This window comes from Ruegeria sp. YTSC003 (genome assembly GCF_059609785.1).
Window position 1 is genome coordinate 89,547 of the sequence record NZ_JBXWMK010000005.1, and the last position, 25,588, is coordinate 115,134.

30 protein-coding genes are annotated in these 25,588 nt (G+C 57.4%); 21 read left to right on the forward strand and 9 right to left on the reverse strand.

The window, feature by feature from the left end; genetic code table 11:
* Window positions 1-3 precede the first annotated feature (3 nt).
* From AC2FFH_RS11410 to AC2FFH_RS11445, 8 genes are all read left to right on the forward strand, one after another.
* Complete coding sequence (locus tag AC2FFH_RS11410) at window positions 4-2,136, forward strand: RelA/SpoT family protein (protein WP_496844437.1); 2,133 nt, start codon at window positions 4-6, stop codon at window positions 2,134-2,136.
* A gap of 16 nt (window positions 2,137-2,152) precedes the next feature.
* A complete protein-coding gene (locus AC2FFH_RS11415) occupies window positions 2,153-2,851 on the forward strand; it encodes a DUF2062 domain-containing protein (protein WP_058273282.1) in 699 nt (232 codons plus the stop codon).
* Entirely contained in the window at window positions 2,844-3,590 is a 747-nt protein-coding gene (locus AC2FFH_RS11420) for a pyridoxine 5'-phosphate synthase (RefSeq protein WP_496844438.1), read from the forward strand. Before AC2FFH_RS11415 ends, AC2FFH_RS11420 begins: the two co-directional genes overlap by 8 nt.
* The gene (locus AC2FFH_RS11425) at window positions 3,587-4,210 is read left to right on the forward strand and encodes a LysE family translocator (RefSeq protein ID WP_496767180.1); all 624 of its coding nucleotides are present in this window, start codon (window positions 3,587-3,589) and stop codon (window positions 4,208-4,210) included. Before AC2FFH_RS11420 ends, AC2FFH_RS11425 begins: the two co-directional genes overlap by 4 nt.
* Window positions 4,207-4,626 carry a holo-ACP synthase gene (gene acpS, locus AC2FFH_RS11430; RefSeq protein WP_496727062.1) on the forward strand — a complete coding sequence of 140 codons (420 nt, stop codon included), beginning with the start codon at window positions 4,207-4,209 and terminating at the stop codon, window positions 4,624-4,626. Before AC2FFH_RS11425 ends, acpS begins: the two co-directional genes overlap by 4 nt.
* Window positions 4,627-4,683: 57 nt before the next feature.
* The gene (lepB, locus tag AC2FFH_RS11435) at window positions 4,684-5,523 is read left to right on the forward strand and encodes a signal peptidase I (protein ID WP_496844439.1); all 840 of its coding nucleotides are present in this window, start codon (window positions 4,684-4,686) and stop codon (window positions 5,521-5,523) included.
* On the forward strand, window positions 5,520-6,197 hold the full coding sequence (gene rnc, locus AC2FFH_RS11440) for a ribonuclease III (protein ID WP_058273658.1): 678 nt from the start codon (window positions 5,520-5,522) through the stop codon (window positions 6,195-6,197). The genes lepB and rnc overlap by 4 nt, the downstream gene beginning before the upstream one ends.
* A gap of 156 nt (window positions 6,198-6,353) precedes the next feature.
* Window positions 6,354-6,830, forward strand: coding sequence for a hypothetical protein (locus AC2FFH_RS11445; RefSeq protein WP_496727065.1), 477 nt, complete (start codon window positions 6,354-6,356; stop codon window positions 6,828-6,830).
* A gap of 27 nt (window positions 6,831-6,857) precedes the next feature.
* On the opposite strand, the gene AC2FFH_RS11450 is transcribed toward AC2FFH_RS11445, so the two are convergent.
* Window positions 6,858-8,234, reverse strand: a complete 1,377-nt coding sequence (locus tag AC2FFH_RS11450; protein ID WP_496767174.1) for a multicopper oxidase family protein — start codon at window positions 8,232-8,234, stop codon at window positions 6,858-6,860.
* 157 nt (window positions 8,235-8,391) lie between these two features.
* Between AC2FFH_RS11450 and era the strand changes: the two genes are divergently transcribed.
* From era to AC2FFH_RS11465, 3 genes are all read left to right on the forward strand, one after another.
* Window positions 8,392-9,300 carry a GTPase Era gene (gene era / locus AC2FFH_RS11455; RefSeq protein WP_058273275.1) on the forward strand — a complete coding sequence of 303 codons (909 nt, stop codon included), beginning with the start codon at window positions 8,392-8,394 and terminating at the stop codon, window positions 9,298-9,300.
* Complete coding sequence (locus AC2FFH_RS11460; RefSeq protein WP_496740295.1) at window positions 9,297-9,626, forward strand: DUF1491 family protein; 330 nt, start codon at window positions 9,297-9,299, stop codon at window positions 9,624-9,626. Before era ends, AC2FFH_RS11460 begins: the two co-directional genes overlap by 4 nt.
* Window positions 9,627-9,731: 105 nt before the next feature.
* Complete coding sequence (locus tag AC2FFH_RS11465) at window positions 9,732-10,055, forward strand: SemiSWEET transporter (protein ID WP_496780125.1); 324 nt, start codon at window positions 9,732-9,734, stop codon at window positions 10,053-10,055.
* Between the two features lie 28 nt (window positions 10,056-10,083).
* Here AC2FFH_RS11465 and AC2FFH_RS11470 read toward each other — a convergent pair whose 3' ends face one another.
* Window positions 10,084-10,389, reverse strand: a complete 306-nt coding sequence (locus tag AC2FFH_RS11470) for a hypothetical protein (RefSeq protein ID WP_496727070.1) — start codon at window positions 10,387-10,389, stop codon at window positions 10,084-10,086.
* A 125-nt stretch (window positions 10,390-10,514) separates the two neighbouring features.
* Here AC2FFH_RS11470 and recO point away from each other — a divergent pair, with 125 nt between their 5' ends.
* The gene (recO, locus tag AC2FFH_RS11475; protein WP_496780220.1) at window positions 10,515-11,240 is read left to right on the forward strand and encodes a DNA repair protein RecO; all 726 of its coding nucleotides are present in this window, start codon (window positions 10,515-10,517) and stop codon (window positions 11,238-11,240) included.
* Here recO and AC2FFH_RS11480 read toward each other — a convergent pair.
* The 3 genes from AC2FFH_RS11480 to AC2FFH_RS11490 all read right to left on the reverse strand — a co-directional run bounded on the left by AC2FFH_RS11480 (window position 11,224) and on the right by AC2FFH_RS11490 (window position 14,129).
* Window positions 11,224-11,616 carry an META domain-containing protein gene (locus AC2FFH_RS11480; RefSeq protein WP_496780123.1) on the reverse strand — a complete coding sequence of 131 codons (393 nt, stop codon included), beginning with the start codon at window positions 11,614-11,616 and terminating at the stop codon, window positions 11,224-11,226. The genes recO and AC2FFH_RS11480 overlap by 17 nt on opposite strands.
* Before the next feature lie 49 nt (window positions 11,617-11,665).
* Complete coding sequence (locus AC2FFH_RS11485) at window positions 11,666-12,220, reverse strand: hypothetical protein (protein ID WP_496780121.1); 555 nt, start codon at window positions 12,218-12,220, stop codon at window positions 11,666-11,668.
* A 217-nt stretch (window positions 12,221-12,437) separates the two neighbouring features.
* Entirely contained in the window at window positions 12,438-14,129 is a 1,692-nt protein-coding gene (locus tag AC2FFH_RS11490) for an acyl-CoA dehydrogenase family protein (protein WP_496767166.1), read from the reverse strand.
* A gap of 145 nt (window positions 14,130-14,274) precedes the next feature.
* Between AC2FFH_RS11490 and AC2FFH_RS11495 the strand changes: the two genes are divergently transcribed.
* Window positions 14,275-15,039, forward strand: a complete 765-nt coding sequence (locus AC2FFH_RS11495) for a sulfite exporter TauE/SafE family protein (RefSeq protein WP_496727074.1) — start codon at window positions 14,275-14,277, stop codon at window positions 15,037-15,039.
* Here AC2FFH_RS11495 and AC2FFH_RS11500 read toward each other — a convergent pair.
* The 3 genes from AC2FFH_RS11500 to AC2FFH_RS11510 all read right to left on the reverse strand — a co-directional run bounded on the left by AC2FFH_RS11500 (window position 15,036) and on the right by AC2FFH_RS11510 (window position 17,870).
* Window positions 15,036-15,500 (reverse strand): hypothetical protein, encoded by a 465-nt coding sequence (locus tag AC2FFH_RS11500; RefSeq protein WP_496727075.1) that lies wholly within the window; start codon window positions 15,498-15,500, stop codon window positions 15,036-15,038. The two genes, AC2FFH_RS11495 and AC2FFH_RS11500, sit on opposite strands and share 4 nt — an antisense overlap.
* Window positions 15,501-15,611: 111 nt before the next feature.
* Window positions 15,612-15,902: a hypothetical protein gene (locus tag AC2FFH_RS11505; RefSeq protein WP_058273655.1), complete on the reverse strand. Its 291-nt coding sequence runs from the start codon at window positions 15,900-15,902 to the stop codon at window positions 15,612-15,614.
* A gap of 369 nt (window positions 15,903-16,271) precedes the next feature.
* A complete protein-coding gene (locus AC2FFH_RS11510) occupies window positions 16,272-17,870 on the reverse strand; it encodes a phosphoenolpyruvate carboxykinase (RefSeq protein ID WP_496767165.1) in 1,599 nt (532 codons plus the stop codon).
* 348 nt (window positions 17,871-18,218) lie between these two features.
* Here AC2FFH_RS11510 and AC2FFH_RS11515 point away from each other — a divergent pair, with 348 nt between their 5' ends.
* The 7 genes from AC2FFH_RS11515 to AC2FFH_RS11545 are packed head-to-tail and all read left to right on the forward strand — an operon-like array spanning window position 18,219 to window position 23,632.
* A complete protein-coding gene (locus tag AC2FFH_RS11515; RefSeq protein WP_496727077.1) occupies window positions 18,219-18,923 on the forward strand; it encodes a response regulator transcription factor in 705 nt (234 codons plus the stop codon).
* Window positions 18,924-18,955: 32 nt separating this feature from the next.
* Window positions 18,956-20,665 (forward strand): sensor histidine kinase, encoded by a 1,710-nt coding sequence (locus AC2FFH_RS11520; protein WP_496780119.1) that lies wholly within the window; start codon window positions 18,956-18,958, stop codon window positions 20,663-20,665.
* Between the two features lie 3 nt (window positions 20,666-20,668).
* Entirely contained in the window at window positions 20,669-21,139 is a 471-nt protein-coding gene (locus AC2FFH_RS11525) for an HPr kinase/phosphorylase (protein WP_496844440.1), read from the forward strand.
* Window positions 21,124-22,017 (forward strand): RNase adapter RapZ, encoded by an 894-nt coding sequence (gene rapZ, locus AC2FFH_RS11530; RefSeq protein ID WP_496844441.1) that lies wholly within the window; start codon window positions 21,124-21,126, stop codon window positions 22,015-22,017. Before AC2FFH_RS11525 ends, rapZ begins: the two co-directional genes overlap by 16 nt.
* Window positions 22,014-22,406: a PTS sugar transporter subunit IIA gene (locus AC2FFH_RS11535; RefSeq protein WP_170561187.1), complete on the forward strand. Its 393-nt coding sequence runs from the start codon at window positions 22,014-22,016 to the stop codon at window positions 22,404-22,406. Before rapZ ends, AC2FFH_RS11535 begins: the two co-directional genes overlap by 4 nt.
* Before the next feature lie 17 nt (window positions 22,407-22,423).
* A complete protein-coding gene (locus AC2FFH_RS11540; RefSeq protein WP_058273259.1) occupies window positions 22,424-22,693 on the forward strand; it encodes an HPr family phosphocarrier protein in 270 nt (89 codons plus the stop codon).
* Window positions 22,694-22,732: 39 nt separating this feature from the next.
* The gene (locus AC2FFH_RS11545) at window positions 22,733-23,632 is read left to right on the forward strand and encodes a lysophospholipid acyltransferase family protein (RefSeq protein WP_496727082.1); all 900 of its coding nucleotides are present in this window, start codon (window positions 22,733-22,735) and stop codon (window positions 23,630-23,632) included.
* A 72-nt stretch (window positions 23,633-23,704) separates the two neighbouring features.
* Here the strand turns inward: AC2FFH_RS11545 and AC2FFH_RS11550 are convergent, their stop codons facing one another.
* Window positions 23,705-24,580, reverse strand: coding sequence for a 3-hydroxybutyryl-CoA dehydrogenase (locus tag AC2FFH_RS11550; RefSeq protein WP_058273257.1), 876 nt, complete (start codon window positions 24,578-24,580; stop codon window positions 23,705-23,707).
* A 162-nt stretch (window positions 24,581-24,742) separates the two neighbouring features.
* Here AC2FFH_RS11550 and AC2FFH_RS11555 point away from each other — a divergent pair, with 162 nt between their 5' ends.
* A complete protein-coding gene (locus AC2FFH_RS11555) occupies window positions 24,743-25,564 on the forward strand; it encodes a DUF6473 family protein (RefSeq protein WP_496844442.1) in 822 nt (273 codons plus the stop codon).
* The last annotated feature ends 24 nt before the right edge of the window (window positions 25,565-25,588 follow it).

Genomic DNA, 25,588 nt, shown 5'->3' on the forward strand with positions numbered 1-25,588 from the left:
CGGATGATTTCTGCAGACGACCTGATTGCGCTGGTCCGCAACTACAACCCCAAGACAAATGCTGACCGCATCGCCCGGGCATATGAGTTCGGAAAGCAGATGCATGACGGTCAGTTCCGCCATTCAGGCGAACCCTATTTCACACATCCCGTTGCCGTGGCCGCCATCCTGACCGAACAGCGCCTGGATGATGCGACGATCATTACAGCGTTGCTGCATGACACGATCGAAGACACCAAAGCCAATTTTGGCAAAGTGTCCGAACTGTTCGGGGAAGAGGTTGCCAAGCTGGTCGACGGCGTCACCAAACTGACCAACCTGCAACTGTCCAGCCGCGAAACCAAACAGGCCGAGAACTTCCGTAAGCTGTTCATGGCCATGTCCAAGGATCTGCGGGTTATTCTGGTCAAGCTCGCTGACCGTCTGCACAACATGCGCACGATCAAGGCAATGCGTCCGGAAAAGCAGGTGCAGAAGGCACGCGAGACGATGGATATTTATGCGCCGCTCGCGGGTCGCATGGGTATGCAGTGGATGCGCGAAGAGCTTGAGGATCTTGCTTTCCGCGTTCTGAATTCCGAAGGTCGCCAGTCGATCATTCGCCGCTTTATCACCTTGCAACGTGAAACCGGCGACGTGATTCACCGGATCACCGGCGACATGCGGCACGAGCTGGAAAAGGCGGGCATCGAAGCCGAAGTGTTTGGTCGCGCCAAAAAGCCTTATTCGATCTGGCGTAAGATGCAGGAAAAGGATCAGGGCTTTTCGCGCCTGTCCGACATCTACGGCTTTCGCATCATTACCCGGTCCGAGGAAGATTGTTACCGGACGCTAGGTGCGATCCACCAGCGCTGGCGCGCGGTGCCGGGTCGGTTCAAGGATTATATTTCGCAGCCGAAATCGAACGGTTATCGCTCGATCCACACAACAGTTTCCGGTCGCGACGGGAAACGGGTCGAGGTTCAGATCCGCACCCGTCAGATGCATGATGTGGCAGAAACCGGCGTTGCAGCGCATTGGTCGTACCGCGACGGTGTCCGCTCGGAAAACCCATTTGCCGTTGATCCGGCCAAGTGGATTGCGAACCTGACTGAACAGTTCGACAGTGAGGAAGATCACGAAGATTTCCTCGAAGCGGTCAAACTGGAAATGTACTCGGACCAGGTGTTTTGCTTCACGCCCAAGGGCGATGTTGTCAAGCTGCCGCGCGGGGCTACGCCGATTGATTTCGCCTATGCGATCCATACGCGCATTGGACATGCCTGTGTTGGCGCCAAGGTGGACGGCATCCGTGTGCCACTGTGGACGCGGATCAAGAATGGTCAGTCGGTGGATGTAATTACCGCTGACGGCCAGACGCCTCAGGTAACGTGGCTTGAGATTGCGGTGACCGGCAAGGCCCGGACCGCCATTCGGCGTGCGCTGCGCGAGGTCGACCGCGAGCGGTTCATCAAGCTGGGCAAGGAACTTGCGCGTTCCGGTTTCGAACATGTCGGTCGAAAGGCAACCGACAAGGCGCTTGATACCGCGGCGAAACACCTGCGCCTGAAGGATCGTCACGAATTGTTAGCGCGTCTCGGCAGCGCCGAGCTGACGGCGCATGATGTGGTCAGCGCCGTTTACCCTGAACTGACCCAGGATGACGGTGATGCCATTTCTCCGCGCCGCGCGGTGATCGGCCTTGAGCCCGGCCAAAAATTCGACCGCGCCCCCTGTTGCCAGCCTTTGCCGGGCGAACGCATCGTCGGCATAACCTATCGCGGCAAAGGTGTTGTCGTGCATGCGATCGACTGCGACCGCCTATCCGAATTCGAAAGCGAACCTGATCGCTGGGTCGATTTGCACTGGCACTCGGGAACGCACCCGGCTGTCTATGGTGCGACGCTGGATATGACCATTGGCAACGATGCCGGTGTTCTGGGACGCATTTGCACGTTGATCGGCGAGAAAAAGGCCAATATCTCGAACCTCGAATTCGTCGACCGCAAACCGGATTTTTACCGCTTGCTGATCAATGTCGAACTGCGTGACCTGGAGCAGCTGCATTCGCTCATGCTGATGCTCGAGGCCGAAAGCGACGTGGCGGCAGTGGAGCGGTATCGGGACAGGGCAAAAACCGCAGTTGCGGCTGGCTGAGAAGGGGTGATCAGGAGTGGTATTTAAGCGCCGAGACCGACGCTCGCCTGTCCAGATCGCGTCTGAATTCGTCTATCCCCGTGGTGGATGGACGCGGGCCTTTCACTACGTCAAGCATCGTGTTCGTAGGCTGCCGGATTCCCCCGAGCGCATTGCGCGTGGCATCGGTGCAGGCGTCTTTGCCTCATTCACTCCGTTCTACGGATTGCATTTTCTTGTCGCTGCCGTGGTGGCGCGCCTGCTGAACGGCAATATTCTGGCGGCTCTGAGTGGAACATTCTTTGGCAACCCACTCACCTATGTGCCAATCGGCGTGGTTTGCCTGCAGACCGGGCATTTCCTGCTGGGAACCAAATTCCACAAGGGTGATACACATGGGCTGATGGGCAAGTTCACAGATGCAATGGGTGATCTGAAGAACAATTTTATTGCCATGTTCACCGATCGTGTCGCGGACTGGCATGGGCTCAGCATCTTCTATAACGAAGTGTTCTTTCCCTACATGATTGGCGGCGTTCTTCCGGGCATTTTGGCGGGTGTAATTTGCTCCTATCTCAGCTTGCCGCTGATCCGCACCTATCAGCAGCGCCGTCGCGACAAGATCAAGGCAAAGTTTGACGAAATCAAACGCTTGGCCGAAACTAAGCCTGCCGTTCCATTGATGAATGCCCTAGGTTCTGACCAGGGCCTTAAGAAGGATTCGAGCGATGTCTGACAACCACACGCGTCTTGGCGTAAATATCGACCACGTGGCCACGGTTCGCAACGCGCGGGGCGGGGCCTATCCTGATCCGCTGCGTGCCGCCAAGCTGGCGGAAGAGGCCGGGGCTGACGGCATTACCGCGCATCTGCGCGAAGACCGTCGCCATATCTCGGACGCTGATATCGATGGCCTGATGGAGGTCCTGTCGGTGCCGTTAAACTTTGAGATGGCCGCGACGCCCGAGATGCAGAAAATTGCCTTGCGGTATAAGCCGCATGCCGTTTGCATCGTCCCTGAAAAGCGCGAAGAACGAACCACCGAAGGCGGGCTGGAAGTCGCGCGCGAGGAAAACAAACTGGCTCATTTTATCGCTCCGCTGCGCGATGCCGGGTGTCGTGTATCGATCTTTATCGCTGCTGATCAGCGCCAGATCGAGGCGGCGCATCGTATCGGCGCTGAAGTGATCGAGCTGCACACCGGTGCCTATTGCGATGCCATGGCTGAGGGCCACGCGGACAAGGCCAACAGTGAGTTGGAAGCTCTGCGCGAAATGTCCGCTTTTGCCCATTCATTGGGCCTTGAGGTGCACGCGGGTCACGGCCTGACCTATGACACCGTACAACCGATCGCGGCATTCCCCGAAGTGCGCGAGCTGAATATCGGCCACTTCCTTATTGGCGAGGCGATCTTTCGCGGCCTCACGCCTGCCATGGCCGAGATGCGGCGTCTAATGGATGAGGCGCGCGGATGATCACACCCGGATTTGTTGCGATCTGGTTTGCCTGGCTGATGGCCGGTGGCTCTCCGGGGCCTGCAACAATGGGGATTGCCGGAACGGCAATGAACGAAGGTCGCCGCGCCGGCCTGGTCTTTGCCTTGGGCATTTGCGCAGGCTCTGCCGCTTGGGGCATCGCCGCAGCGCTGGGCCTATCAGCAATCATGCTGGCCAATGTCTGGGTGTTCGAGGTCATCCGCTATGTTGGTGTGGCCTATCTGGGTTGGTTGGCGTTCAAAGCGCTGCGCCGGGCACTGACGTCTGATGAAGTTGCTATCGGCAACCCGGTGGCCGGCTCACTACGCACAATCTTTGCAAAGGGCGCAGCTATCCACCTGACCAACCCCAAGGCGATCCTGAGCTGGGGCTCGATCTATGCCATCGTCGCCCCGAATGATGCCAGCCTTTCGATGTTGCTGGGCTATTTCGCCATGCTTTACGCAGGATCGTTGTTGATCTTCATCGGCTACGCCTTCCTCTTTTCCTCCGAGCGTATGGTGCAGGCCTACCGCCGCGCTCGCCGGTGGTTCGACTTCGCCTTTGCCGGGTTCTTTGGGGTCGCGAGTTACAAGATTTTGACTGTGCGGCTGTCATGATACTCGGCATCGGCACAGATCTTGCAAATATCGACCGCATTCAGGGCACATTGGATCGGTTCGGAGATCGGTTCCGCAATCGTGTCTTCACCGAAATCGAACAGAGCAAAGCGGAACGTCGCGCTGATGTTGCGGGAACATACGCCAAACGCTGGGCCGCGAAAGAGGCTTGTTCCAAGGCGCTGGGCACCGGTTTGGCCATGGGCATCGCCTGGAAGGACATGTCGGTGACCAATCTGCGCACGGGTCAGCCTGTGATGCATGTCACGGGGTGGGCGGCAGATCGGCTGAAAGAGATGACGCCCGAAGGGTATGAGGCGATTATCCACGTCACCCTGACCGACGATCACCCTTGGGCACAGGCATTCGTGGTGATCGAGGCGCGTCCGCTTCACGATGCGCCTGCGCAGTCTTGACTTGCCCCCAACCGACCCGCATGTAGCACCCCAACGAATAAACGACCGGAGAGCAGTATGGCCGAGGAAGCCAAAACAGGTAACGCCGTTTGGGAGACGATCAAAACCATCGTCTATGCCCTGCTGATCGCGGGCGTCTTCCGCACGATCCTGTTCCAGCCATTCTGGATTCCGTCGGGTTCGATGAAGCCCACCTTGTTGATCGGGGATTTCCTGTTCGTCAACAAAATGTCTTACGGTTATTCCTACGCGTCTTGCCCCAGCCTGATCATCCCAAGCGTCGGCCTGAATGTTGACGCCGAAGATCTCTGCGGCTGGATGCAGAGCGATGAAAACACTCGTATCTGGGGCGGCGACCCCGAACGCGGTGACGTCATTGTTTTCCGCCACCCGGTCAGCGGCCGCGATTACATCAAACGTCTGATCGGTCTGCCCGGGGACCGTATTCAAGTACGGGACGGTCAGATCATTCTGAACGGTACGCCAGTGCAACAAGAACCCGATGGTGTATTCACCGAAGTCGCCGAACCACAAGGCTCGCAAGGTCTGCGCCCGCGCTGCGAAAACGGTCCTGTCGGCTTTGGCGGTGTCTGCGAAAAATCGCGTATGATCGAAACACTGCCAAACGATGTGTCTTACGAAGTGCTGAACATCGGCAATCAGGCGGCTGACAATACCGGCATCTACACGGTTCCCGAAGGCCATTACTTTTTCATGGGTGACAACCGCGACAACTCCAGCGACAGTCGCGTGCCGCAATCCGCAGGCGGCGTCGGCTATGTGCCTTACGAAGACCTGATCGGGCGGGCTGATCGCATCCTGTTCTCATCCGCTGGCCGGTCGATGCTGTTCTTCTGGACGTGGCGCGGGGATCGCTTCTTCAAGGCGGTCAATTGAAGCTTTCGACCGAGATAAAGGCGTTCCAGCAGCGTCTGGGGTACGAATTCTCGAACCCTGAACTGCTGGTGCGCGCCCTGACCCATGGATCGGTCTCGTCCTCGACACGACCTGACAATCAGCGGTTGGAGTTTCTGGGCGATCGGGTTTTGGGTCTTGTCATGGCCACCGCGCTGTTGGAGGCCGACAAAAAAGCATCAGAAGGGCAGTTGGCTCCTCGGTTCAACGCGTTGGTCCGCAAAGAGGCCTGCGCTGATGTGGCCCGGCAGATCGATCTTGGCGTGGTGCTGAAACTGGGCCGGTCCGAGATGCTGTCAGGCGGGCGCCGCAAACAGGCCTTGCTGGGTGATGCGATGGAGGCTGTAATCGCCGCAATCTATCGCGATGCCGGTTTCGAGGCCGCGCGCGACGTCATCCTGCGACTGTGGGGGGATCGCGTCCACAACGTTGAAGCGGATGCGCGCGACGCCAAAACCTCGCTTCAGGAATGGGCGCAGGCGCGCGGGCAAAAGCCGCCCGCTTACGTCGAGGTCAAGCGCAGCGGCCCCGATCACGCCCCGGTGTTTACTATTGCGGCTCGGTTGCAGGACGGGACCGAAGCGCAGGCAACGGCGGGGTCGAAACGTCAGGCGGAACAAGCCGCCGCAAAGGCGCTACTGGATCAGTTGAAATAGCAACCCTCGACAGCCCGAACATGTCACAATTCTCAATCTAACTTGAGGCCTATGGCAGACCTCGGGTCGCAGTCGTATCTGAACATCATCCGCTTTGGCGCATGTCTAAGAACAAGCGAGCAAAGCGAAATTGATACAATGAGTTGAGGCATTTCCATGCAAAACGCAAAACTGACTACCGTGAATATCGGCTTTTTGTTCATCGCCGGTTTTATCGCCACGATCGCCTTCGATTTCTGGGGGCAGGTTGTCAGCCCCGGCATCGGCTGGGCCAATCTGTCGCCCGAAGGACTGGCCCAAAGCCTGCTGGCCAGTCTCGGCTTGCCCAGCAATGCCTTCCTTGGTTTCTTCGTGCATTTCTACCTTGTGGGTCTGATTGCCTACCCGATGGGGTGGTTTCTGATCTTCAAGCCGATCTGGGTTAAGGTCCTTGGCCCGGTTCATATGTTCGTCGCCTCGGCCATCTATGGGTTTGGCCTTTGGGTTTTTGCCCTGGGCGGGATCACCACCTTGTCCGGATTGCCGACTTTCCTGAACTTCTCGGCGATCACCTGGGTCGCGTTGATCGGGCATGTTTTTTACGGGATCGTCATGGTTGCCGTTCTGCGCCTGATCGAACGTCAGAACGGATGAGTCAAAGGGGGGCGTCTAGTGCGCCCCTCATACCACTCGGATAAATCCTGTTAGCCCGGTCTTCTGGTGCTCTATGACATGACAGTGAAATGCCCAGTCGCCCGGGTTATCGGCGACCAGCGCGATCTCGGCCACCTCGTCCTTCAGCAGCAGCATCGTGTCGGTCATCAGGGGCGGCAGTTGTCGCAGGTTCGACCGTAGCGGGACAAACGCCAGCCCGTGCAGGTGGATCGGGTGCAGGTTCGGGGATTCATTTCGCAGTCGCAAGACATAGGTTTTGCCCATTTCCAGCGTTGCGAGCGGACCGACACCCTTTGCCGCGTCACCGGGCCATGGTTTGCGATTGATGGACCAGAAGTTATACCCCAGCGAGCCGCAGGATCCATTGTTGGGCTGACCTCCTTCGGGGGTCCAACCAAAAACAAACTCGTGCAGCTCGGCGTTGGTCAGATCGGGTTTGGACACCGGGTTTAATGGCAGAGGGCGCAATTCTTGCAGGTCCCGTGCCGCCGATGATCCAATCGCGCGCAGCTGTGCCATAGGTCTGTGCGGCTGACCGGGCAGTTTGGCCATCAGCGCAACGTTGCTCCCTTCGTCGCCGGGCATTGCAACCGCAAAATCCACGCGCTGACCTGGTCCCACCAGAAGTGGCTCATCTGCGCTGGGCATTGGAATGCTGATCTCAAGCGGATGGCCATCCCACGCGATGATCCGCGCATCGCCACCCTCAAGATGTAATTTGTAGATGCGCGTTGTGTCCGTATTCACCACCCGCAGTCGCACCAGACTGCCTGCGGCGTGATCGTAGATAGGCCCTTGCAGCCAATTGGCAGTGTGGACATTGCCAAAGGTCCCGGCCCGTGCGGCGCCGCGCTGGGTATAGGCGGGTAAAAACGCACCATCATCGTCCAGCCGAAAATCGCGCAGGTTGATCACCTGTTCGCTGTCAAAACCGGGGTTTTCGGGTTCGGCAATGACCATGACGCCCGTCAGGCCGTGGGTCATCTGCTCCATCGTCATGCAATGTGGATGATACCAGTAGGTGCCTGCATCGGGCGGAGTGAATTCATAGGTGAAGGCCTCACCTTCACCCAATGGCATTTGGGTCAGGTAAGGCACCCCGTCCATGTTGTTCGCGATCCGCATCCCGTGCCAGTGCATTGCCGTGTATTCCGACAGGGTATTGCGCACGGGCAGCCACATCACTTCCCCTTGCTTGCCGTACAATACCGGCGGCGGTGCGTTAGAGGACAGGCTGACCATTCCGGTCGTCACCGTATCCCGCAGGGCAAAGCTTGCTGGTTGAATGGTCAACTCCGGCGTGCCTTGCGCCAACCCGAAACCGCCCAGACCCAGCGCGCCGGCAGCGGCCCCGCTGCCCAAAAGAAACTCGCGACGTTTCATGTCTTGCCTCATTTTCCGATGGTCGCCTGGCTGGATTTGGCGCGGCCTGGATTAGGCGTGCCACCGATTTTGCATGACCGCAATGCGACAAATCCCTCTGGCCCGCGCGGCCTTTCTGCTATAGGGGTGCGCACTTGCAACCAGGAACGCCAGACACATGACCACACGCGCCGGATTTATCGCCCTGATCGGAGAGCCCAACGCAGGCAAATCCACCCTGCTGAACCGCATGGTCGGGGCCAAGGTTTCGATCGTGACGCATAAGGTTCAGACGACCCGTACCCGCATTCGCGGTGTGGCAATGGAAGGCGATGCGCAGCTGGTCTTTGTAGACACACCCGGCCTGTTCAAACCGCGTCGTCGTTTGGATCGCGCCATGGTTGCCGCGGCCTGGGGCGGAGCGGCGGATGCAGATGTCGTCGTTCTGATGATCGAGGCGCATCGCGGCATCACCGAAGGGGTAGAACGTATCCTCGAAGGTCTGGAAGAGATCGGGCAGGGCCGAAAGGTTGCGCTGGCGATCAACAAGATCGACAAGGTCCAGTCTGAGGTGCTGCTGGCCCTAACAAGTGACCTGAACGCACGCTACCCGTTTTCCGAAACCTTTATGATTTCCGCCGAAAAGGGCTATGGCGTTGAGGATCTACGCAAATGGCTGGCTGCGGAATTGCCCGAAAGCCCGTGGCTGTATCCCGAAGATCAGATCGCCGATCTGCCCCTGCGCATGATCGCGGCTGAGATGACGCGCGAGAAACTGACCCTGCGCCTGCATCAGGAGTTGCCCTATCAGCTGACGGTCGAGACCGAAAACTGGGAAGAGCGCAAAGACGGCTCTGCCAAGATCGACCAGATCATCTATGTCATGCGCGATGGTCACAAGGGCATCGTGCTAGGCAAAAAGGGCGAGACGATCAAAGCGGTCAGCCAGGCCGCGCGGGCGGAACTGGAAGAGTTCCTGGACCGTAAGATACATCTGTTTCTGCAGGTCAAAGTGCGTCCGAACTGGCTCGAGGAATCCGAGCGTTACTCGGAAATGGGTCTGGATTTCAAAGACGGTAATGCATGACTCGCCTGACGGCTGATTTCTGGGTCCACGCCTATCTGGCGCGGCTGCGTTTTCAGGAAATCCCGGCGTTTGTCGTAGCCCATGGCGACGATACGGCGGGTGCAGTGCTTGTCAAATTGAACACTCTGGACGGGCACGCCGTGGCGTTCCAACGCAGCTTTGATCTGATGAGCGGTGAACGCAAATGGGTCGAGCTTTCCTCCGGCGTCGAAGCAGAGGTTGACGACGCCATCACCCGGCAACGCAGTTTTGATCCGGACCTCTGGGTGATTGAAGTCGAAGACCGGCAAGGCCGGCATCTGTTGGGTGAAGAGGGGTTGGACTAGCCCGCGGTTCAACGGGTCTTGGTCACTCGGGTCAAAACGTCTATTTTACCCTATACTATGTCGGTGAGGATCGCCGTACCGTTTGAACAAATTATGGGGGTGTGTGTGGCCGAAACACTCGCTGAAAAGCTTGAAAAATCAGAATTTGGGCATTGGATGCAGCGGTTTGAGGGCTTCATGGTCTTCATTGGCGTTGTCGGCCCTTTTGCCACGTTGCCGCAGCTGATCAAGCTGTACTTCACGCATTCGCAACACGCGACCGGCCAGTCTCTGCTGTCTTGGTCGCTCTATGCTGCGCTGTCATTCCTTTGGTTCGCCTACGGGCTGGCGGTCGGTAAGTTGCCCATCTATTTGGGCAACGGTATATCGATGGTGCTGAACCTCCTGATGGTTCTGGGCATCCTGATCCACGCCGGTTTAACGTTTTGACCGGCCGCCACAGTCCGGTGCCAAGACGTCACCAACCGCTGCTTTTAAGCGTGATATCGTGCCCGGTGGTGGTCAATGTCTCACCGGCGAATTGCTTTACTTTGGGTGCGAAGGCCTGAAAATAGGGTTGCGACTGCACGTGGGCCAATGTCTCAGCGCTGTCCCAGCGGCCCCAATGAACCCGGGACTTTCCGTCATCAGCGACCGCAACCTGATAGGTGAATTTTCCGGCCGCCTCAGGATCGGCGTCGATCGCCTCGATAAAGGTGCGGATAGTGGTCTGCCATTCGGCTTCATCACCGTCATAACGGTATGAGATTGTGATGCCTCGCATGATCTGGCCTCTTGTTTAACAATATTGTTAATTAAGTATAGGAATGCCCGCGAGTCAAGTATTCGCGGTTGCGGCTTCCCGCAATGCCGGGTCAAGTTGAGCAAGGCAAACAGTGCGAGGCCCAATTGGACTGGCGTGATCACGGCATACTTCTGACCTCTCGCGGTCATGGCGAGACAGCGGCGATAATCGAGGTCTTCACCGAAGGCCACGGTCGTCATGCAGGCGTCGTACGCGGTGGCACCAGCCGCAAAATTGCCCCCATCCTGCAGCCCGGCGCGCAAATAGATGTTTTATGGCGCGCGCGGTTAGAAGAACACCTTGGCACATTTCAGGTTGAACCTTTGCGTTCACGTGCAGCAGCGGCATTTTCGGGTCGGATGGCGTTGGCAGGATTGAACGCGTCCGTTGCGCTGTTGTCCTTTTGCCTGCCCGAGCGTGAACCGCATCCAGCGATCTACAAACAGACCGAACAGTTGTTGGATCTGCTGGGGCAGGACGAAATCTGGCCGCTAGCTTACCTGCGCTGGGAATTGGCGTTGCTTGAAGAACTGGGCTTTGGCCTGGACCTGTCGGCCTGTGCTGTGACAGGGGCGGCGGATGGGTTGGTCTATGTCTCCCCCAAGACTGGTCGAGCCGTTAGCGCCGATGGTGCTGGCGAATGGGCGGATAAGCTGTTGCCCCTGCCACCCTGTTTGCGCGGTGAGGGGCAAGCGCCGGACGCTGAGATTGCCGCAGGGTTGAAAACCACCGGTTACTTTCTGGAACACCATCTTGCCCCGTCCCTGGGGCATAACCCCTTGCCGGATGCGCGGGCAAGATTTGTGGATCAGTTCACTCGGCGGCTTTGAACACCATTTCGTGCCCGTCATCATTGCGCAGTATCAACAGGTCGCCGGATACTTCGGACTGCGTCATCGCAATCAGCGCAGCGAAATAGAAGCCTTCGGCCTCAAGCCCGGCACAGGCCGCACGTGTTGCGGTCAGGTCCATAATCTCGAACCAGGGGTAGGGCGCGTTCAGGGTTCCGCTATAGCTGTTGCAAGGGGCGTTACCCGCGATCTTGCCCTCTTCGGGGAACCGCAACATGGCGATGGCCTCGAAAGGCTGTCCGTCGATTTCCTGCAGCACCCAAGTCTGGTCCGCGGCGCCGTAGGCGGCAACAGATTCGTCCCTGTCGCATTGAAACAGAGCAATCAGGGGCAGTGTCAGGATCAGGCGTATCATACGGGTGTCTTACTTTCTTACCGGTGCCGAGGGAACCGGCGAAGCCAGCTCAGTACGGGATCTCGCCGCTGATAAGTTCTTCGCGAACGTCCAGGCGTGGCCTCCAGTTGTATCTGGTGTCCTCGCTTACCTGATCCCAAAACAACGCACCGCTGTTGCGCCATGGGTCGAGGATGATGCCGTCCTTCATCGTATCGCCCTTGGCGCTTATTGCTGCCGAGTGGTGGATGATCCGGAATGCGGTTGGCGGCGAGGTGGCCCAGTGGATGTCCAAAGTGCGGAAGTTTTCCTTCTGCAGGCGGCGGCTCATCGCCTGCGCCCAGTCGTTGCACAACCCCTTTTCCCGGAACCCGTTGATGACCTTGGCGTTGTGGATAATCGCCGGGTCTGTGACGTTCCAATCCCGCTTCAGTTGCTGCGAATAGGTGTAGGCGATGTTGGCGGCCTTTTGCGCCTCGGCGGGATCGACTTGGGGGCCAAGGTTTTCGATCGCCAGTGCCAGCTCGTCCATCTCGGTGTAGCCCGCCACAGGTTGGGTTGTGGCGCATCCGCCCAGTATCAGGGCTGCAACGGTCGCCCAAAGCGCAAATAATAGTCGGGTCATTCTGTCATCACCATCCTTGGGCCCGGTCTGGGTCGCAGCGTGCCCTAAAGGGGTTTCAACAAAAAGCAAAGGGGGAAGTTTTTTCGGTCAAGGATCAGAAAAGGTCTCTATCTGGTCACAGATCGGATGGCATGAATTTCAAACTGGGGTACGGAATAAAGAAAATGACCCGGCGCAAGGCCGGGTCTAGTTGGGGAAACGGGATACCTAATTCCGGTTAGCCCAGCAAACGCCGTGCAATAACCTGTGCCTGAATTTCGGCAGCCCCTTCAAAAATATTTAGAATGCGCGCGTCACACAGAACGCGGCTGATTTTGTATTCCAGAGCGAACCCGTTGCCGCCATGGATCTGCAGGCCGTTGTCAGCCGCAGCCCAGGCCACACGAGCGCCAAGCAGCTTGGCCATACCGGCCTCAAGGTCGCAGCGATGACCGTGGTCTTTTTCCCAGGCCGAGAAATATGTCAGCTGACGTGCGATCATGATTTCGACCGCCATCATGGCCAGTTTGCCGGACACGCGGGGGAAGTTGATCAGCGACTTGCCAAATTGCTTACGATCCTGCGCGTATTGCATCGCGATATCCAGCGCGCTTTGGGCGACCCCAATGGCGCGGGCGGCGGTCTGAATGCGTGCGCTTTCGAAGGTTTCCATAAGCTGTTTAAAGCCTTTGCCTTCTTCACCGCCCAGCAGGTTTTCACCTTTGACTTTGAAACCGTCAAAGCCCAGCTCGTATTCCTTCATGCCGCGATAGCCCAAAACTTCGATCTCACCGCCGGTCATGCCGGGGGTGGGGAAAGGGTTCTCATCTGTGCCCGGCGTCTTCTCCGCAAGGAACATGGACAGACCGCGGTGATCGGTGGTGTCCGGGTTGGTCCGGGCCAGCAGCGTCATCACATGGGTCCGCGCCGCGTGGGTGATCCAGGTTTTGTTGCCGGTGATTTCATAGTCACCGTCCGCGTTCTTGACCGCACGTGCACGCAGGCTGCCCAGATCCGAGCCGGTGTTTGGTTCGGTGAAAACTGCGGTCGGCAGAATTTCGGCGCTGGCCAGTTTTGGCAGCCAGTTGGCTTTTTGTTCATCGGTGCCGCCCGCGATTATCAGCTCGGCCGCGATTTCGGAGCGCGTACCAAGAGAGCCCACGCCGATATAGCCGCGTGACAGTTCCTCGGACACGACGCACATCGAGGCTTTGGACAAGCCGAAGCCGCCAAATTCTTCGGGGATGGTCAGGCCAAAGACACCCATTTCCGCCAGTTCCTCGATGACTTCCATCGGGATCAGTTCGTCTTTGAGGTGCCAGTCATGAGCGTGGGGCTCGACCTTTTCGACCGCATAGCGGCGGAACTGGTCACGGATCATCTCAAGCTCTTCGTCCAGACCCGAGGCACCGAACATGGTGGCACCTGCCTGATCTTCCATCAGCTTGACCAGACGGCTGCGGGCGGCCTGAGAATTGGCCTGCGCCATCAACGTTTGAATTTCGGGGATCTGAAAACCGGAAAGCGCGTCCCAGCCAAGACCCATGTCCTGCAGGCGCACGACTTCGCCCTGGTTCATCGGAATGCCGCCCGCAACCTGGTGCAGGTATTCGCCAAAGGCGATTTGGAGCAGCAACTGTTCGATTTCACCGAACTTGCCTTCGGCCTCCAGCGTTTCGGCCCAGCGTTGCATCTGTTTCAGGGACTGAGAATATGTGGCCAGCCATGACAAGCCATGGGCGGCAGTTTGATTGGCTTCGATCAAGGCACCGGAAACACGGCCATCGGCGGAAACCATACCGCGCACCGACTCGCGCGCACGCTCGAACACTGTTTCAACGGCGGGTGCGGCCGCACGGGTCAGCGTCAGAAGATCGGGCAAAATCGCAGGTGTTGTCATCTGGGTCATATCCTGTCCGTCATGGGCCATGAATCGTGTCCTTTTCTCGTGTCGTCTGGTCATATCATGCTGCACGTGCAGCGCAACAAAAATACGTATTACGTTGCGAAAAAGTTCTAATATTTCTCGAACGTTTTTGCAGTGCAGCGCCCGTCAGGAATGATATCAGGGGGCCATGACATTGTTTTCTTTATTACCTCCACAGGATCTTCTGCTGGCTCTGAGCGTTGCGTTTCTGGCAGGGTGGGTCAAAGGTATCGTCGGTTTTGCCATGCCGATGGTTATGGTTTCAGGGTTGAGTGTCTTTCTGCCGCCCGAGTTGGCCATCGCGGGTCTGATCCTTCCGACACTGGTAACTAATGTCTTTCAGGCTTTGGGACAGGGTGTTTCCGCGGCCGTGTCGTCGGTCAGGGAGTTTCGTATATTTCTGATTGTGGGCTTGGTGTTCCTTCTGGCCGGAGCCAAGCTGGTCACTTTGGTGCCGACATCGACCTTCCTGTTGATGATCGGCGTTCCAATCACCTTCTTTGCTTTGATCCAGGTCCTGGGTGTGAAACTGGTGCTGAAAGAACCATCGGCCCGTGTTGAGGTTCTCATTGGGGCCGTCGCAGGATTTGTGGGCGGTATGTCTGGTATTTGGGGGCCGCCAACGGTGGCGTACCTGACGGCCCTGAACACACCGAAAGCCGTGCAAATGCGGGTACAGGGGGTTATCTATGGGCTGGGCGCAATTGCCTTGATGGTCGCCCATATGGGATCAGGTATCCTGCGGGCCGACACGGCGCCGTTCTCGGCTGCTCTGATCGCTCCAGCAGTGATCGGGATGTGGGTGGGTATGCAGTTGCAATCGAGAATCGATCAGGCGTTGTTTCGCAAAGTAACTTTGGTTGTGCTGTTGGCCGCTGGATTGAACCTGCTGCGCCGCGGTCTGATGGGTTAAGTTCTGCGGTCCATATACCGAAACGCGAAGTAAAGCCCCAGCATCAGGAAAAACAGCCCTGAGATATCGCCGATCAGAAAGGCGATGTACTCTACCCCTGCGCTGCCAAAACTCATGTTTGTCATAGCGGATGCCAAGAACGACGTGATCACGCCGACACCCATGACGCACAACCAGCAGGGTTTGCGATCGGGTCTGGGGAACAAGTCCCAACCTGCCCACTTGAGCAAGTAGAACACGGTGGGAACCGTTGTGACCGCGATGACAATTGCCAACAAGCGGCTGGGCAAAAAGACATCCGCACCCCCCAGGAATGCAAAGACTGCAAAGACGCCCGGCAACAATGCGAAAATCGCACGCCACCCTAATAGCCACGCCGCCAGGACCCGAACCCCGTGAGGTAGGAACAGCAGGCTGGCCCGGCTTGGATATTCCGGAAAGAACACGTTTTGCAGCGGCATCAAGACCTCAAAGGTGAGGAATGATGCAACTATGTAAGCCAGTGAGGCGAAGAAAGTGTCAGAGGCCCATCTGCGCACGATGATTAGCCATCAACACGCAGGTTGGCGGTGTCACCTGGGCGCATGTACGATATACCGCCCCCGGTTGGCATTGCCGCTTTGGGACAGATAGCCCTTTTGAACCAGCGATTTCAGCGCGCGGAAGAATGTCGGGCGCGAGACGCTCTGAACAAGGGTGTGCTCGATCAGACCGAAGGTGCGGACTTCTTGATCGGCTTTCGACAATTCTTCGGCCGCGTAGTAAATGTCACGCTCAACCGGAGAGAGTTGTTCCAGTCCAAGGGTCCGTTCCATACTTTGCATCAGTTTGCGAAGTTCGGTCAGTTTCGAGATTTCCGTCATTTGCCTACCTGTTGTTTTCCTTGCCGCCTTTCGCGCTGGAGCGAAAGTTAGAAACTCGCTGAAACAGAATTTTTCCAGCATGTCTCATATTGACACCCATCCCCGATGGATTAAACTAGATACCTGATTAGGTTGCTCAAATCGCGAATGTGAGTGCGCGCTTATTGAGTGTCCCCAAGGTCTTTTTACTTCCCGCCCGGTGCGCAAGCGCCGGGCTTTTACGTCATAATGACACAGTGAAGTACTGCAATCTGCTGCAGCGGGCAATGAATTTGTATATGCTTGGTGCATTATACAACCACAGGAAGATTGCAGAAAGGTTACTCGCCCGGAGAAAAGAAAAGGGGCGAAAACCGCCCCCTTTGGATATCAACCGATTGCTACGGCTTTGATGTCATCATCAATAAAGGGCAGGTACTGCTCAAAGTTCTCTGCAAACATCTGCACCAGTTTTTCCGCTTGCTTGTCGAATGCGGCCTGATCATCCCAGGTGCGGCGCGGATCCAGCAGAACTTCGGCCACACCGGGCACGGAGACCGGGACGTCAAATCCGAAATTGGCGTCCTTGCGGAATTCGGCGTCGCGCAGCGATCCTTCCAAGGCAGCTGTCAGCAACGCGCGGGTCGCGCGGATTGGCATACGGCTGCCGACACCATAGGCACCACCTGTCCAGCCAGTGTTCACCAGCCAGCAAGTCGCACCATGCTGGGCGATCTTGTCGCGCAACAGGTTGCCGTATTCTTCCGGGCGACGCGGCATGAAGGGCGCGCCGAAGCAGGTTGAGAAGGTGGGCTGAGGCTCGGTGACGCCACGCTCTGTACCCGCTACTTTCGAGGTGAAGCCCGACAGAAAGTGATACATCGCCTGTGCTGGGGTCAGCCGCGCGATCGGAGGAAGGACACCAAATGCGTCACAAGTCAGCATGATGATGTTCTTGGGATGCCCACCCAGCGCGCTGCTCGAGGCGTTCGAGATATACTCCAGCGGATAGGCGCAGCGCATGTTTGCAGTCAGCGAGTCATCCTCGAAATCCAATTCCTTGGTTTCGGGGTCAAAGACCATGTTCTCGATCACAGTACCGAATTTGCTGGTGGTCGCGTAGATCTCCGGCTCGGCTTCGGCGTTCAGATTGATGGTCTTGGCATAGCAACCGCCTTCGAAGTTGAAGGTGCCGCGATCCGACCAGCCATGCTCGTCATCGCCGATCAACGTGCGGGCAGGGTCTGCCGACAGGGTGGTCTTGCCAGTGCCGGACAGGCCAAAGAACACCGCGGTGTCGACCGGGTTGCCAACGGCGTGGTTGGCCGAGCAATGCATCGGCATTACGCCTTTTTCGGGCAGCATGTAGTTCAGCAGGGTGAAGACAGACTTTTTGTTCTCCCCCGCGTACTCGGTGCCGCCAATCAGGATCAGCTTGCGGTCGAAGTTCAGCGCAATCACGGTCTCACTGTGGCAGCCATGCTTGGCCGGGTCGGCCTGGAAGCTGGGGCAGTTGATGACGGTGAAATCTGCAATGAACTCTTCCAGATCTTCGCGATCCGGACGGCGCAGCAAGTGGCGGATGAACAGGTTGTGCCATGCCAGTTCGGTGACCATGCGCACATTGATCGAATAGGCGGGATCGGCGCCGCCGACAAGATCCTGCACAAAGTAGTCACGGCCCTTCATATGCTCGATCATATCGGCATACAGCGCGTCAAACCCTTCGGGGGTCATCGCGGCGTTGTTTTCCCACCAGATTGTGTCGGCAACACTGTCGGTTTTGACGACGTGTTTGTCCTTGGGCGAACGGCCGGTGAATTTGCCGGTGGTGACCAGGAATGCGCCGCCATTGCCAAGAGTGCCTTCGCCGCGCTTCAGCGCTTCTTCGATCAGCGCCGGTTCCATGAAGTTGTAATAGACATTGCCCAGACCCTCGATGCCCTGATCTTCGAGGCGGAATTGCGGGTTAACCCGTCCAGATGTCATGCGTTTCTTCTCCTGTGGCGGCGCGTCGGCGGTTGGGCCGGGGGGCGCACTTGGGGCAGTATACCGGGAAAAACCGGCGGATGGGCGGGTCTTAACATGGTCGTTTGGGGCATGAACAGGACGGTTTGGCGCAGTTAGCGCAACCAAGTTAAAGTTTAGCGCCACCACTAATTTCCTGTCGGAAAACAAGGCGTTTTTCCGCGCGCATTAACGGCTTTTTTGCCGCATCTGTGTGACAACAATCTCACGATTCGCAGATACGGATTGATTCGCGGCCATAAAAACGACAAAGATGCCCTACTAATAAGCGAATTATTGCGTGAGTGAGCAGGAATAGGGGTTAACCCGATGTCGAAGATTGCATTGGTGGACGACGACAGAAATATTCTGACGTCCGTATCCATGACACTCGAAGCCGAAGGGTTCGAGGTTGAAACTTATAATGATGGGCAGGCGGCGCTGGACGCTTTCAACAAGAAACTGCCTGATATGGCTGTTCTGGATATTAAGATGCCGCGGATGGATGGGATGGATCTGTTGCAGCGGCTGCGGCAGAAAACTCAGATGCCGGTGATATTCCTTACCTCCAAAGATGACGAAATAGATGAGGTTCTTGGCCTGCGCATGGGCGCGGACGACTACGTCAAGAAACCCTTTTCCCAGCGTCTTCTGGTTGAACGCATCCGCGCGCTGCTGCGCCGGCAAGAGGCGACAACTGGCGATGTGGCAACCGCCAACACAGGTGACGCCAAGGTTATGGAACGCGGCGATCTGCGGATGGATCCTCTGCGCCATGCGGTCAGCTGGAAGGGCTCGGACGTTTCTTTGACCGTAACCGAGTTTCTGTTGTTGCAAGCGTTGGCTCAGCGACCGGGCTTTGTCAAAAGCCGCGATCAGCTGATGGATGTAGCCTATGATGATCAGGTCTATGTGGATGATCGCACGATCGACAGCCACATCAAGCGACTGCGCAAGAAAATGCGCGCCGCAGATCCTGAGTTTTCGGCGATCGAAACACTGTACGGAATTGGGTACAGGTACAACGAAGAATAGGCGTGGCCAAAAACTAGGGGTAACCAAGTCTCGTGCGCGATACGGAACAAGCCAGCGAATTGCGGGACGGTGATGTCGTTCTGGGGGATGATTGGGTCATCCCGCAGGATCCCGAGTCAGCCGAACTTCGGCACGCGCGCCGCCGCCGCGGCTTGTTTGCAATGCGCGGCTCGCCGCTTGCGCGCAAGATCATCACGCTCAACCTGATCGCCTTGGTGATCCTTGTCACCGGGTTGCTGTATCTGGACGATTCCCGTGATGAGCAGGTTCAGCAGACCGCGCGCAATCTGATCGGGGATGCGCAGTTGGTCAGCAACGTGTTCGAAGCACAGTTGCGCCAGACAGCATCCGGCCTGTCACAGGATGCCGGCACACTGGACGTAAAGGACACGCTGGAGGGCCTTACATTGCCCCAAGGGGGCGAGGTCTTTGTCTATGACGAACGGGGAACTCTGATTGGATGGGCGCGTGGCGCAGCATCCGAGCAGGCGCTGTTGGCGTCCGAGTCCGAGGTTCAGACCGGCAGTACCTTGATCAGCGACGCCTTGAACGCCGTGTGGACGGGCTTGTCGCGTGTGTTCTCCGCCACAGAACCCAGCGAAGCGCCTACCCTGGCGCAACGGGTACAGACCATAGTTCCCGGCGCGCTGCAGGGGCAGATGCAGGTGCAGGCCGTCAAGGATGACTTTGGCGAAACGGTCATTGTTGCAGCCGCCCCGATCCTGCAAGATGGCGTCGCGGTAGGGGCCGTTGCCATGGCCGGGCCATCCGGAGAGATTGACGCCCTCGCCCGTCGCGAGCAGGAGCGCATCCTTCAGATGTTTGTTGTCGCGCTTCTTGTGTCGATCGGACTAAGCCTTGTTCTCGCCTCAACCATCGCAAACCCGTTGGCGGATCTTGCGGCGGCCGCCGAACTGGGTAAGGACCGGGGCGCCGGAGTGAACCCCGGCCGTATCCGCATCCCAGACCTGACCGCGCGTCCGGATGAAATCGGTCTGCTCAGCCGCGCGCTGCGGGGTATGGTCACCGCGCTTTATAACCGAATTGACGCGAACGAACAGTTCGCCGCTGATGTCGCGCATGAGATCAAGAACCCTCTGGCCAGCCTTCAGTCTGCCGTGGGCACGTTACGAATGGTCAAACGCGATGACCAACGTGAAAAGCTGATGGGTGTGATCGAACATGATGTTCGCCGTCTGGACCGTCTGGTCAGCGATATCTCGAACGCGTCCCGTCTGGATGCCGAACTGGTCAAGGAAGAAGAACAGCCGTTTGATCTGGTGAAGCTGGTTGGCAATATCAGCCAGTATCTGGGTGAAGATGCGCGGGCTAAGGGCATCGACTATATAACCGATCTGCCGTCCAATCCGATCATAATCAACGGGCTGGAGGCGCGACTGGCGCAGGTCTTTGTCAACCTGATTACCAATGCCACCTCGTTCTGCGAGGACAGCGATGCGATCCGTGTCTGGGTCCGACGGCGCGAAAACAGGGTGCTGGTCGTGGTCGAAGACACCGGCCCCGGAATTCCTGAACAGGCCCTGACAAAGGTCTTCAAAAGGTTCTATTCCGAGCGTCCCGCTGAACACTTCGGAAACAACTCGGGCTTGGGGCTGGCAATATCAAAGCAGATTGTCGAAGCACATGGTGGTGTGATCTGGGCTGAAAACATCCGACCAACCGACGCCGATATCACCTCGGACCCGCTGGGTGCGCGATTTGTTGTCGGGTTGCCTGTGTAAATTATGAACGCCCCGTCAATTTATGATTTGGAAGAACAGGACAGTGCCATACTCCACGCCAGTTGTGTGGCTGTCGGCGGGCGCGGTCTGCTGATTGTTGGCGCGGCAGGGGCGGGAAAATCCGCGCTGGTCTTGCAGATGATGGCGCTGGGTGCCGAACTTGTCGGTGATGACCGCGTGGCTTTACACAATAGCGGCGGTGAAGTGACCGCTGATGCGGCCCCGAATATCCGCGGCGTTGTTGAGGCCCGCGGTATCGGATTGTTGCGCGCGCCACCCGTAGGACCCGTGGATTTGCGATATGTGGTGGATCTGGACCAAAGGGAAGAAGCACGTTTGCCAGATCCGATCTCGATCCGAGCCCTGAGGCAAACAATCCTCTTGCTTCGCGGTAGCGGCGTCCCCAATTTGGCTTCAGCATTGATGCAACTGATGAAAATGGGGCGCGTAAACCCGGAATGGCCCAGCAAATGAAACAACAGCGGCGGATCGTTTTGATCACCGGTCCTTCGGGCGCTGGGCGGACGACGGCGATCCGTGTGCTTGAAGATTTGGGGTTCGAGGCCATCGACAATTTGCCGATGGGCCTTTTGATGCGCTTGTTGGACGGTCCGGAAAACGATCGGCCCATGGCATTGGGCATCGATGCCCGAAATCGCGATTTCTCGACCATTGGGTTCATTGATCTTGTTATGCGGCTGCGGCGGACCGAGCAGGTCGAGCTTACGGTTCTCTATCTTGATTGCCGAAACGAAGTGCTGCTGCAGCGGTTCTCGGAAACCCGAAGACGCCATCCCGTTGCGGCCAACGCAGGTCCTGAAGCCGGTGTGCTGCAGGAAAAAGAGCTGTTGGCCCCGATCCGTGAAATTGCCGACATTCTGATCGACACCAGCCAGATCAACGTTCACCAGTTGCGCAAGGAGGTCGAGCATTGGTTCGCTCCAGAAGGCGGCCGACATCTGGCGGTATCCATCGAGTCTTTTTCGTACAAACGCGGCTTGCCGCATGGGTTGGACATGGTTTTTGACTGCAGGTTTCTGGCCAACCCCTATTGGCGTCCGGAATTGCGGGCCGAAGATGGTCGAAACCCGGACGTGGCGCGCTATGTACAGTCTGACGCGAATTACGCGCCGTTTTTCGACCGCGTTGTCGATCTGCTGAAATTGTTGTTGCCCGCTTACCGCGCCGAAGGCAAAGCGCACCTTTCGGTGGCATTTGGGTGTACCGGAGGGCAACACAGATCGGTCGCAACCGCAGAAGCGGTCGCAAAGGCCCTTGCACAGGAGGGGCAGCAAGTGGCAATTAGGCACCGCGAAATGGAACGTCGATCGTTGAATGAGAGGCCGGATTGATCGGGATCGTACTCGTAGCACATGGCGGGCTGGCTCAGGAATATCTGGCCGCAATGCAGCATGTTGTCGGAAAGCAACCGGGCCTGGCCGCAATCTCGATCGAGGCTGACCACGACCGGGAAGCCAAGCAGTCGGAAATCTGCACCGCCGCTGACGGTGTGGATGTCGGCGACGGCGTGGTTGTTGTCACGGATCTGTTTGGCGGCAGCCCGTCGAATCTGAGTCTGAAGGCCTGCACCCCGCAGGACCGCCGTATCCTCTACGGTGCAAATCTGCCTATGCTGATAAAATTGGCCAAAAGTCGCCACCTGCCGATCGGGGATGCGGTTCGGCGGGCTATGGAGGCTGGACGCAAGTATATCAATGCCCAAAACGTGACGTTGGATTAAGACCGGATTGATTAAGAATGACCAACCGAAGCTTGAAAATAATCAATGAAAAAGGCCTGCACGCCCGCGCCTCGGCTAAGCTGGTCGAAGTGGTCGAGGGGTTTGACGCCCAGGCAGAGGTGTCCAAAGACGGGCTTTCTGCATCAGGGGACAGCATCATGGGTCTTTTGATGTTGGCAGCGTCTCGCGGAACGACTATTGACGTCGAGACGTCCGGACCGGATGCTGAGGCGTTGGCGGATGCATTAGAAACCCTTGTGAACGGAAAGTTCGGGGAAGGGTTCTGATCCTGCCAGTCGCGATACGAAGAACGGGAAAACCAGGAATTGGCGCAAACGACGCACGAGACCAAGACAGGCCCGGTGGTGGACGGGGCAGAAGATCAGGGCGAAATCTATGATCGCAGAACCCTGACCTACGCGAACTCCTTCGACGATGTCTGGACGTCTACAGCCATCCGCGCCATTGAATGGTGTACGGGTAAGCTGACTATCCTGCGGATGGTCAACAAGTTCGAGAAGAAGAACGAATACTATCGCGGCCAGCGGTTCTGGGGCGGCGCGCTTGAGGTTATGGGCATCAACCTCACTACTCCGAAGGAACAGTTTGCAAATATCCCGAAAACCGGACCCGTAGTTGTCGTGGCCAACCACCCGCATGGCATGGTCGACGGTATGATTCTGGCGGAACTGATCGGACAGGTTCGCAATGACTATCGTATCTTGACCCGTTCTGTCCTGACCGGGTTGGACGAGGCGGCGACCTCGTTCATGATCCCGGTTCCCTTTCCACACGACCCCGAAGCGCAAACCAAAATGCTTGAGATGCGCGGCAAGGCGATGGAACACCTGAAGGAAGGTGGCGTTGTTGCTCTGTTCCCGTCAGGTGTGGTGATGTCCTCGGACGACTGGTTCGGTCCTGCGCAAGAGCAGGAATGGAATGTGTTTACCGCCAAGATGATCCGCCGATCTGGCGCGCAGGTGGTTCCGATTTTCTTCCCCGGCAGCAATTCGCGCGCCTATCAGATTGCCAACAAGCTGTCGCCGATCTTACGGCAGGGGCTGCTGTTGCATGAGATCGTCCGCTCTTGCAACAAACCGCAATCTCCGGTGATTGGCGAACCGATTTCGGACGAGGAAATGAAGCTGTTGGAAAGTGATCCGCGCGGTTTCATGGCGTGGCTAAGAAAGCGCACAATGGCGCTTGGTAAATCACGCAATCCCTGATCCGCTCTTCATCTGGCTGAAAAAATCCCGGGGGTGAACCCGGATGAAAGCCGGTCGAGGGGGCTGGCCCCTCTAGCGCGTTGGGACCGGAGTTTCACCTCTGTAGTCATAAAACCCGCGTTCGGTCTTGCGGCCCAACCAGCCGGCTTCGACGTATTTCGTCAACAGTGGACAAGGCCGGTACTTGGTGTCTGCCAATCCGTCATGCAACACGTTCATGATCGCCAGGCAAGTGTCCAGCCCGATGAAATCAGCCAGTTCCAGTGGCCCCATCGGGTGGTTTGCACCCAGCCGCATCGATTGGTCAATCGACTGCACGCTGCCGACCCCTTCGTAGAGGGTGTAGACAGCCTCATTGATCATCGGCATCAGAATGCGGTTCACGATGAAGGCTGGGAAGTCTTCCGCGCTTGCTGCGGTTTTGCCAAGCCGGTCCACAACCGCCTTACACGATTTGAACGTCTCTTCATCCGTGGCAATCCCCCGGATCAGCTCGACCAGCTGCATCACGGGCACCGGGTTCATAAAGTGGAACCCCATGAAGCGTTCCGGCCGATCCGTTCGGCTGGCCAGGCGGGTAATCGAGATTGAGGACGTATTGGATGTCAGAATCGTATGGGGCAGAAGATGCGGCTGCAGGTCTTCGAAAATCGCCTGTTTGATTGCTTCCCGCTCGGTTGCGGCTTCGATCACCAGATCGGTCTGACCCAACTGGGGCAGCTCCAACGTCGTGTTGATCCGGCTCAGCGTGGCTTGCATCATTTCGTCCGAGATTTTGCCTTTTGAGGCCTGACGGGCCAGATTGCCTTCAATCGTCGCCACGGCGCTGTCCAGCGCGTCCTGCGAGACATCGTTCAGCAGAACGTCATACTCCGCCAGCGCCAGAACATGAGCAATGCCATTGCCCATCTGACCTGCGCCAATCACTCCGACCGATTTTACATCCATGTTCAGGTGCCTTTGTGTCTCGGGATACGGCGACAGTATCGACAGATCGGGGCGGGCGGCAAGGGGATCCGACTGTTCGATTTTGCTTCAAATGCGCACATTAGGATTTTCTCAAGACTTGCGGCTGCAAGATGGCAACCGGGTAAAAAATGGGTGAGTGATATGAGCTATTATCAAACAGGCTCGGGGGGACCTGGGCATGAGGTATGCCAATATGACGGATCGCGGCTGTGGTTTCGTGGCGCTCGGCGTGTTCTGGATCAACCTTACGCGGCCTGCGTCGGCGGGGATGAGACATTTGGGCGATTCGTCGACCGACCATTCTCAGCTATTCTCGAAGACGGGCTTGAAAGACGCGTTCTGAACTTTGGATGCCTGTTCAGCGGCGTCGATGCGCTGTGCGATGATAGGGGGTTATGCGATTTGCTAAGAGGCGCAGATCTGTGCGTCATGCAGGCGCCAAGGCTTCTTGGACAGTCCAACCATTTCTATCGCGTTCATTCCAGGCGCAATGACCGATTTCTGGCGCCAACGAAGGATTTGATCAGTCTGTATCCCGAAATCGACTTCACCGAGGTTCATTTCGTGCGCCACCTGATGAGCTGCCTGGAAAAGGTTCGCGACGCACGCATCGAAGTTGTTCTGGACGAATTGCGCCGAAACTGGGTTCGGAAGATCGGTAAATTTCTTCAAAGCCTGGAAATTCCGGTGATCCTCTTGCGCCTACACGTCCTTCGAGGAGAACTGGGCGCGCATCATATTGACAGCGCTAATGTCGGCGTAACGGATCAGATGATCAAAACCGTTGGCAAACCCTGCGCGGATATCGTCGACGTCAAAACACATGTGTGCGGCCAGTCTGATGAGATCGAGGATATGTTGTTCGGCACACTGCAACAGACAATGGCAGAGCACATGATTGGCCCAGCTGCCCATCGGGCGATTGCGGCAGCTTTGATGGGGCCTATACGCAATTTGCATTAAAAAAGGCCCGCCAATTGGCGGGCC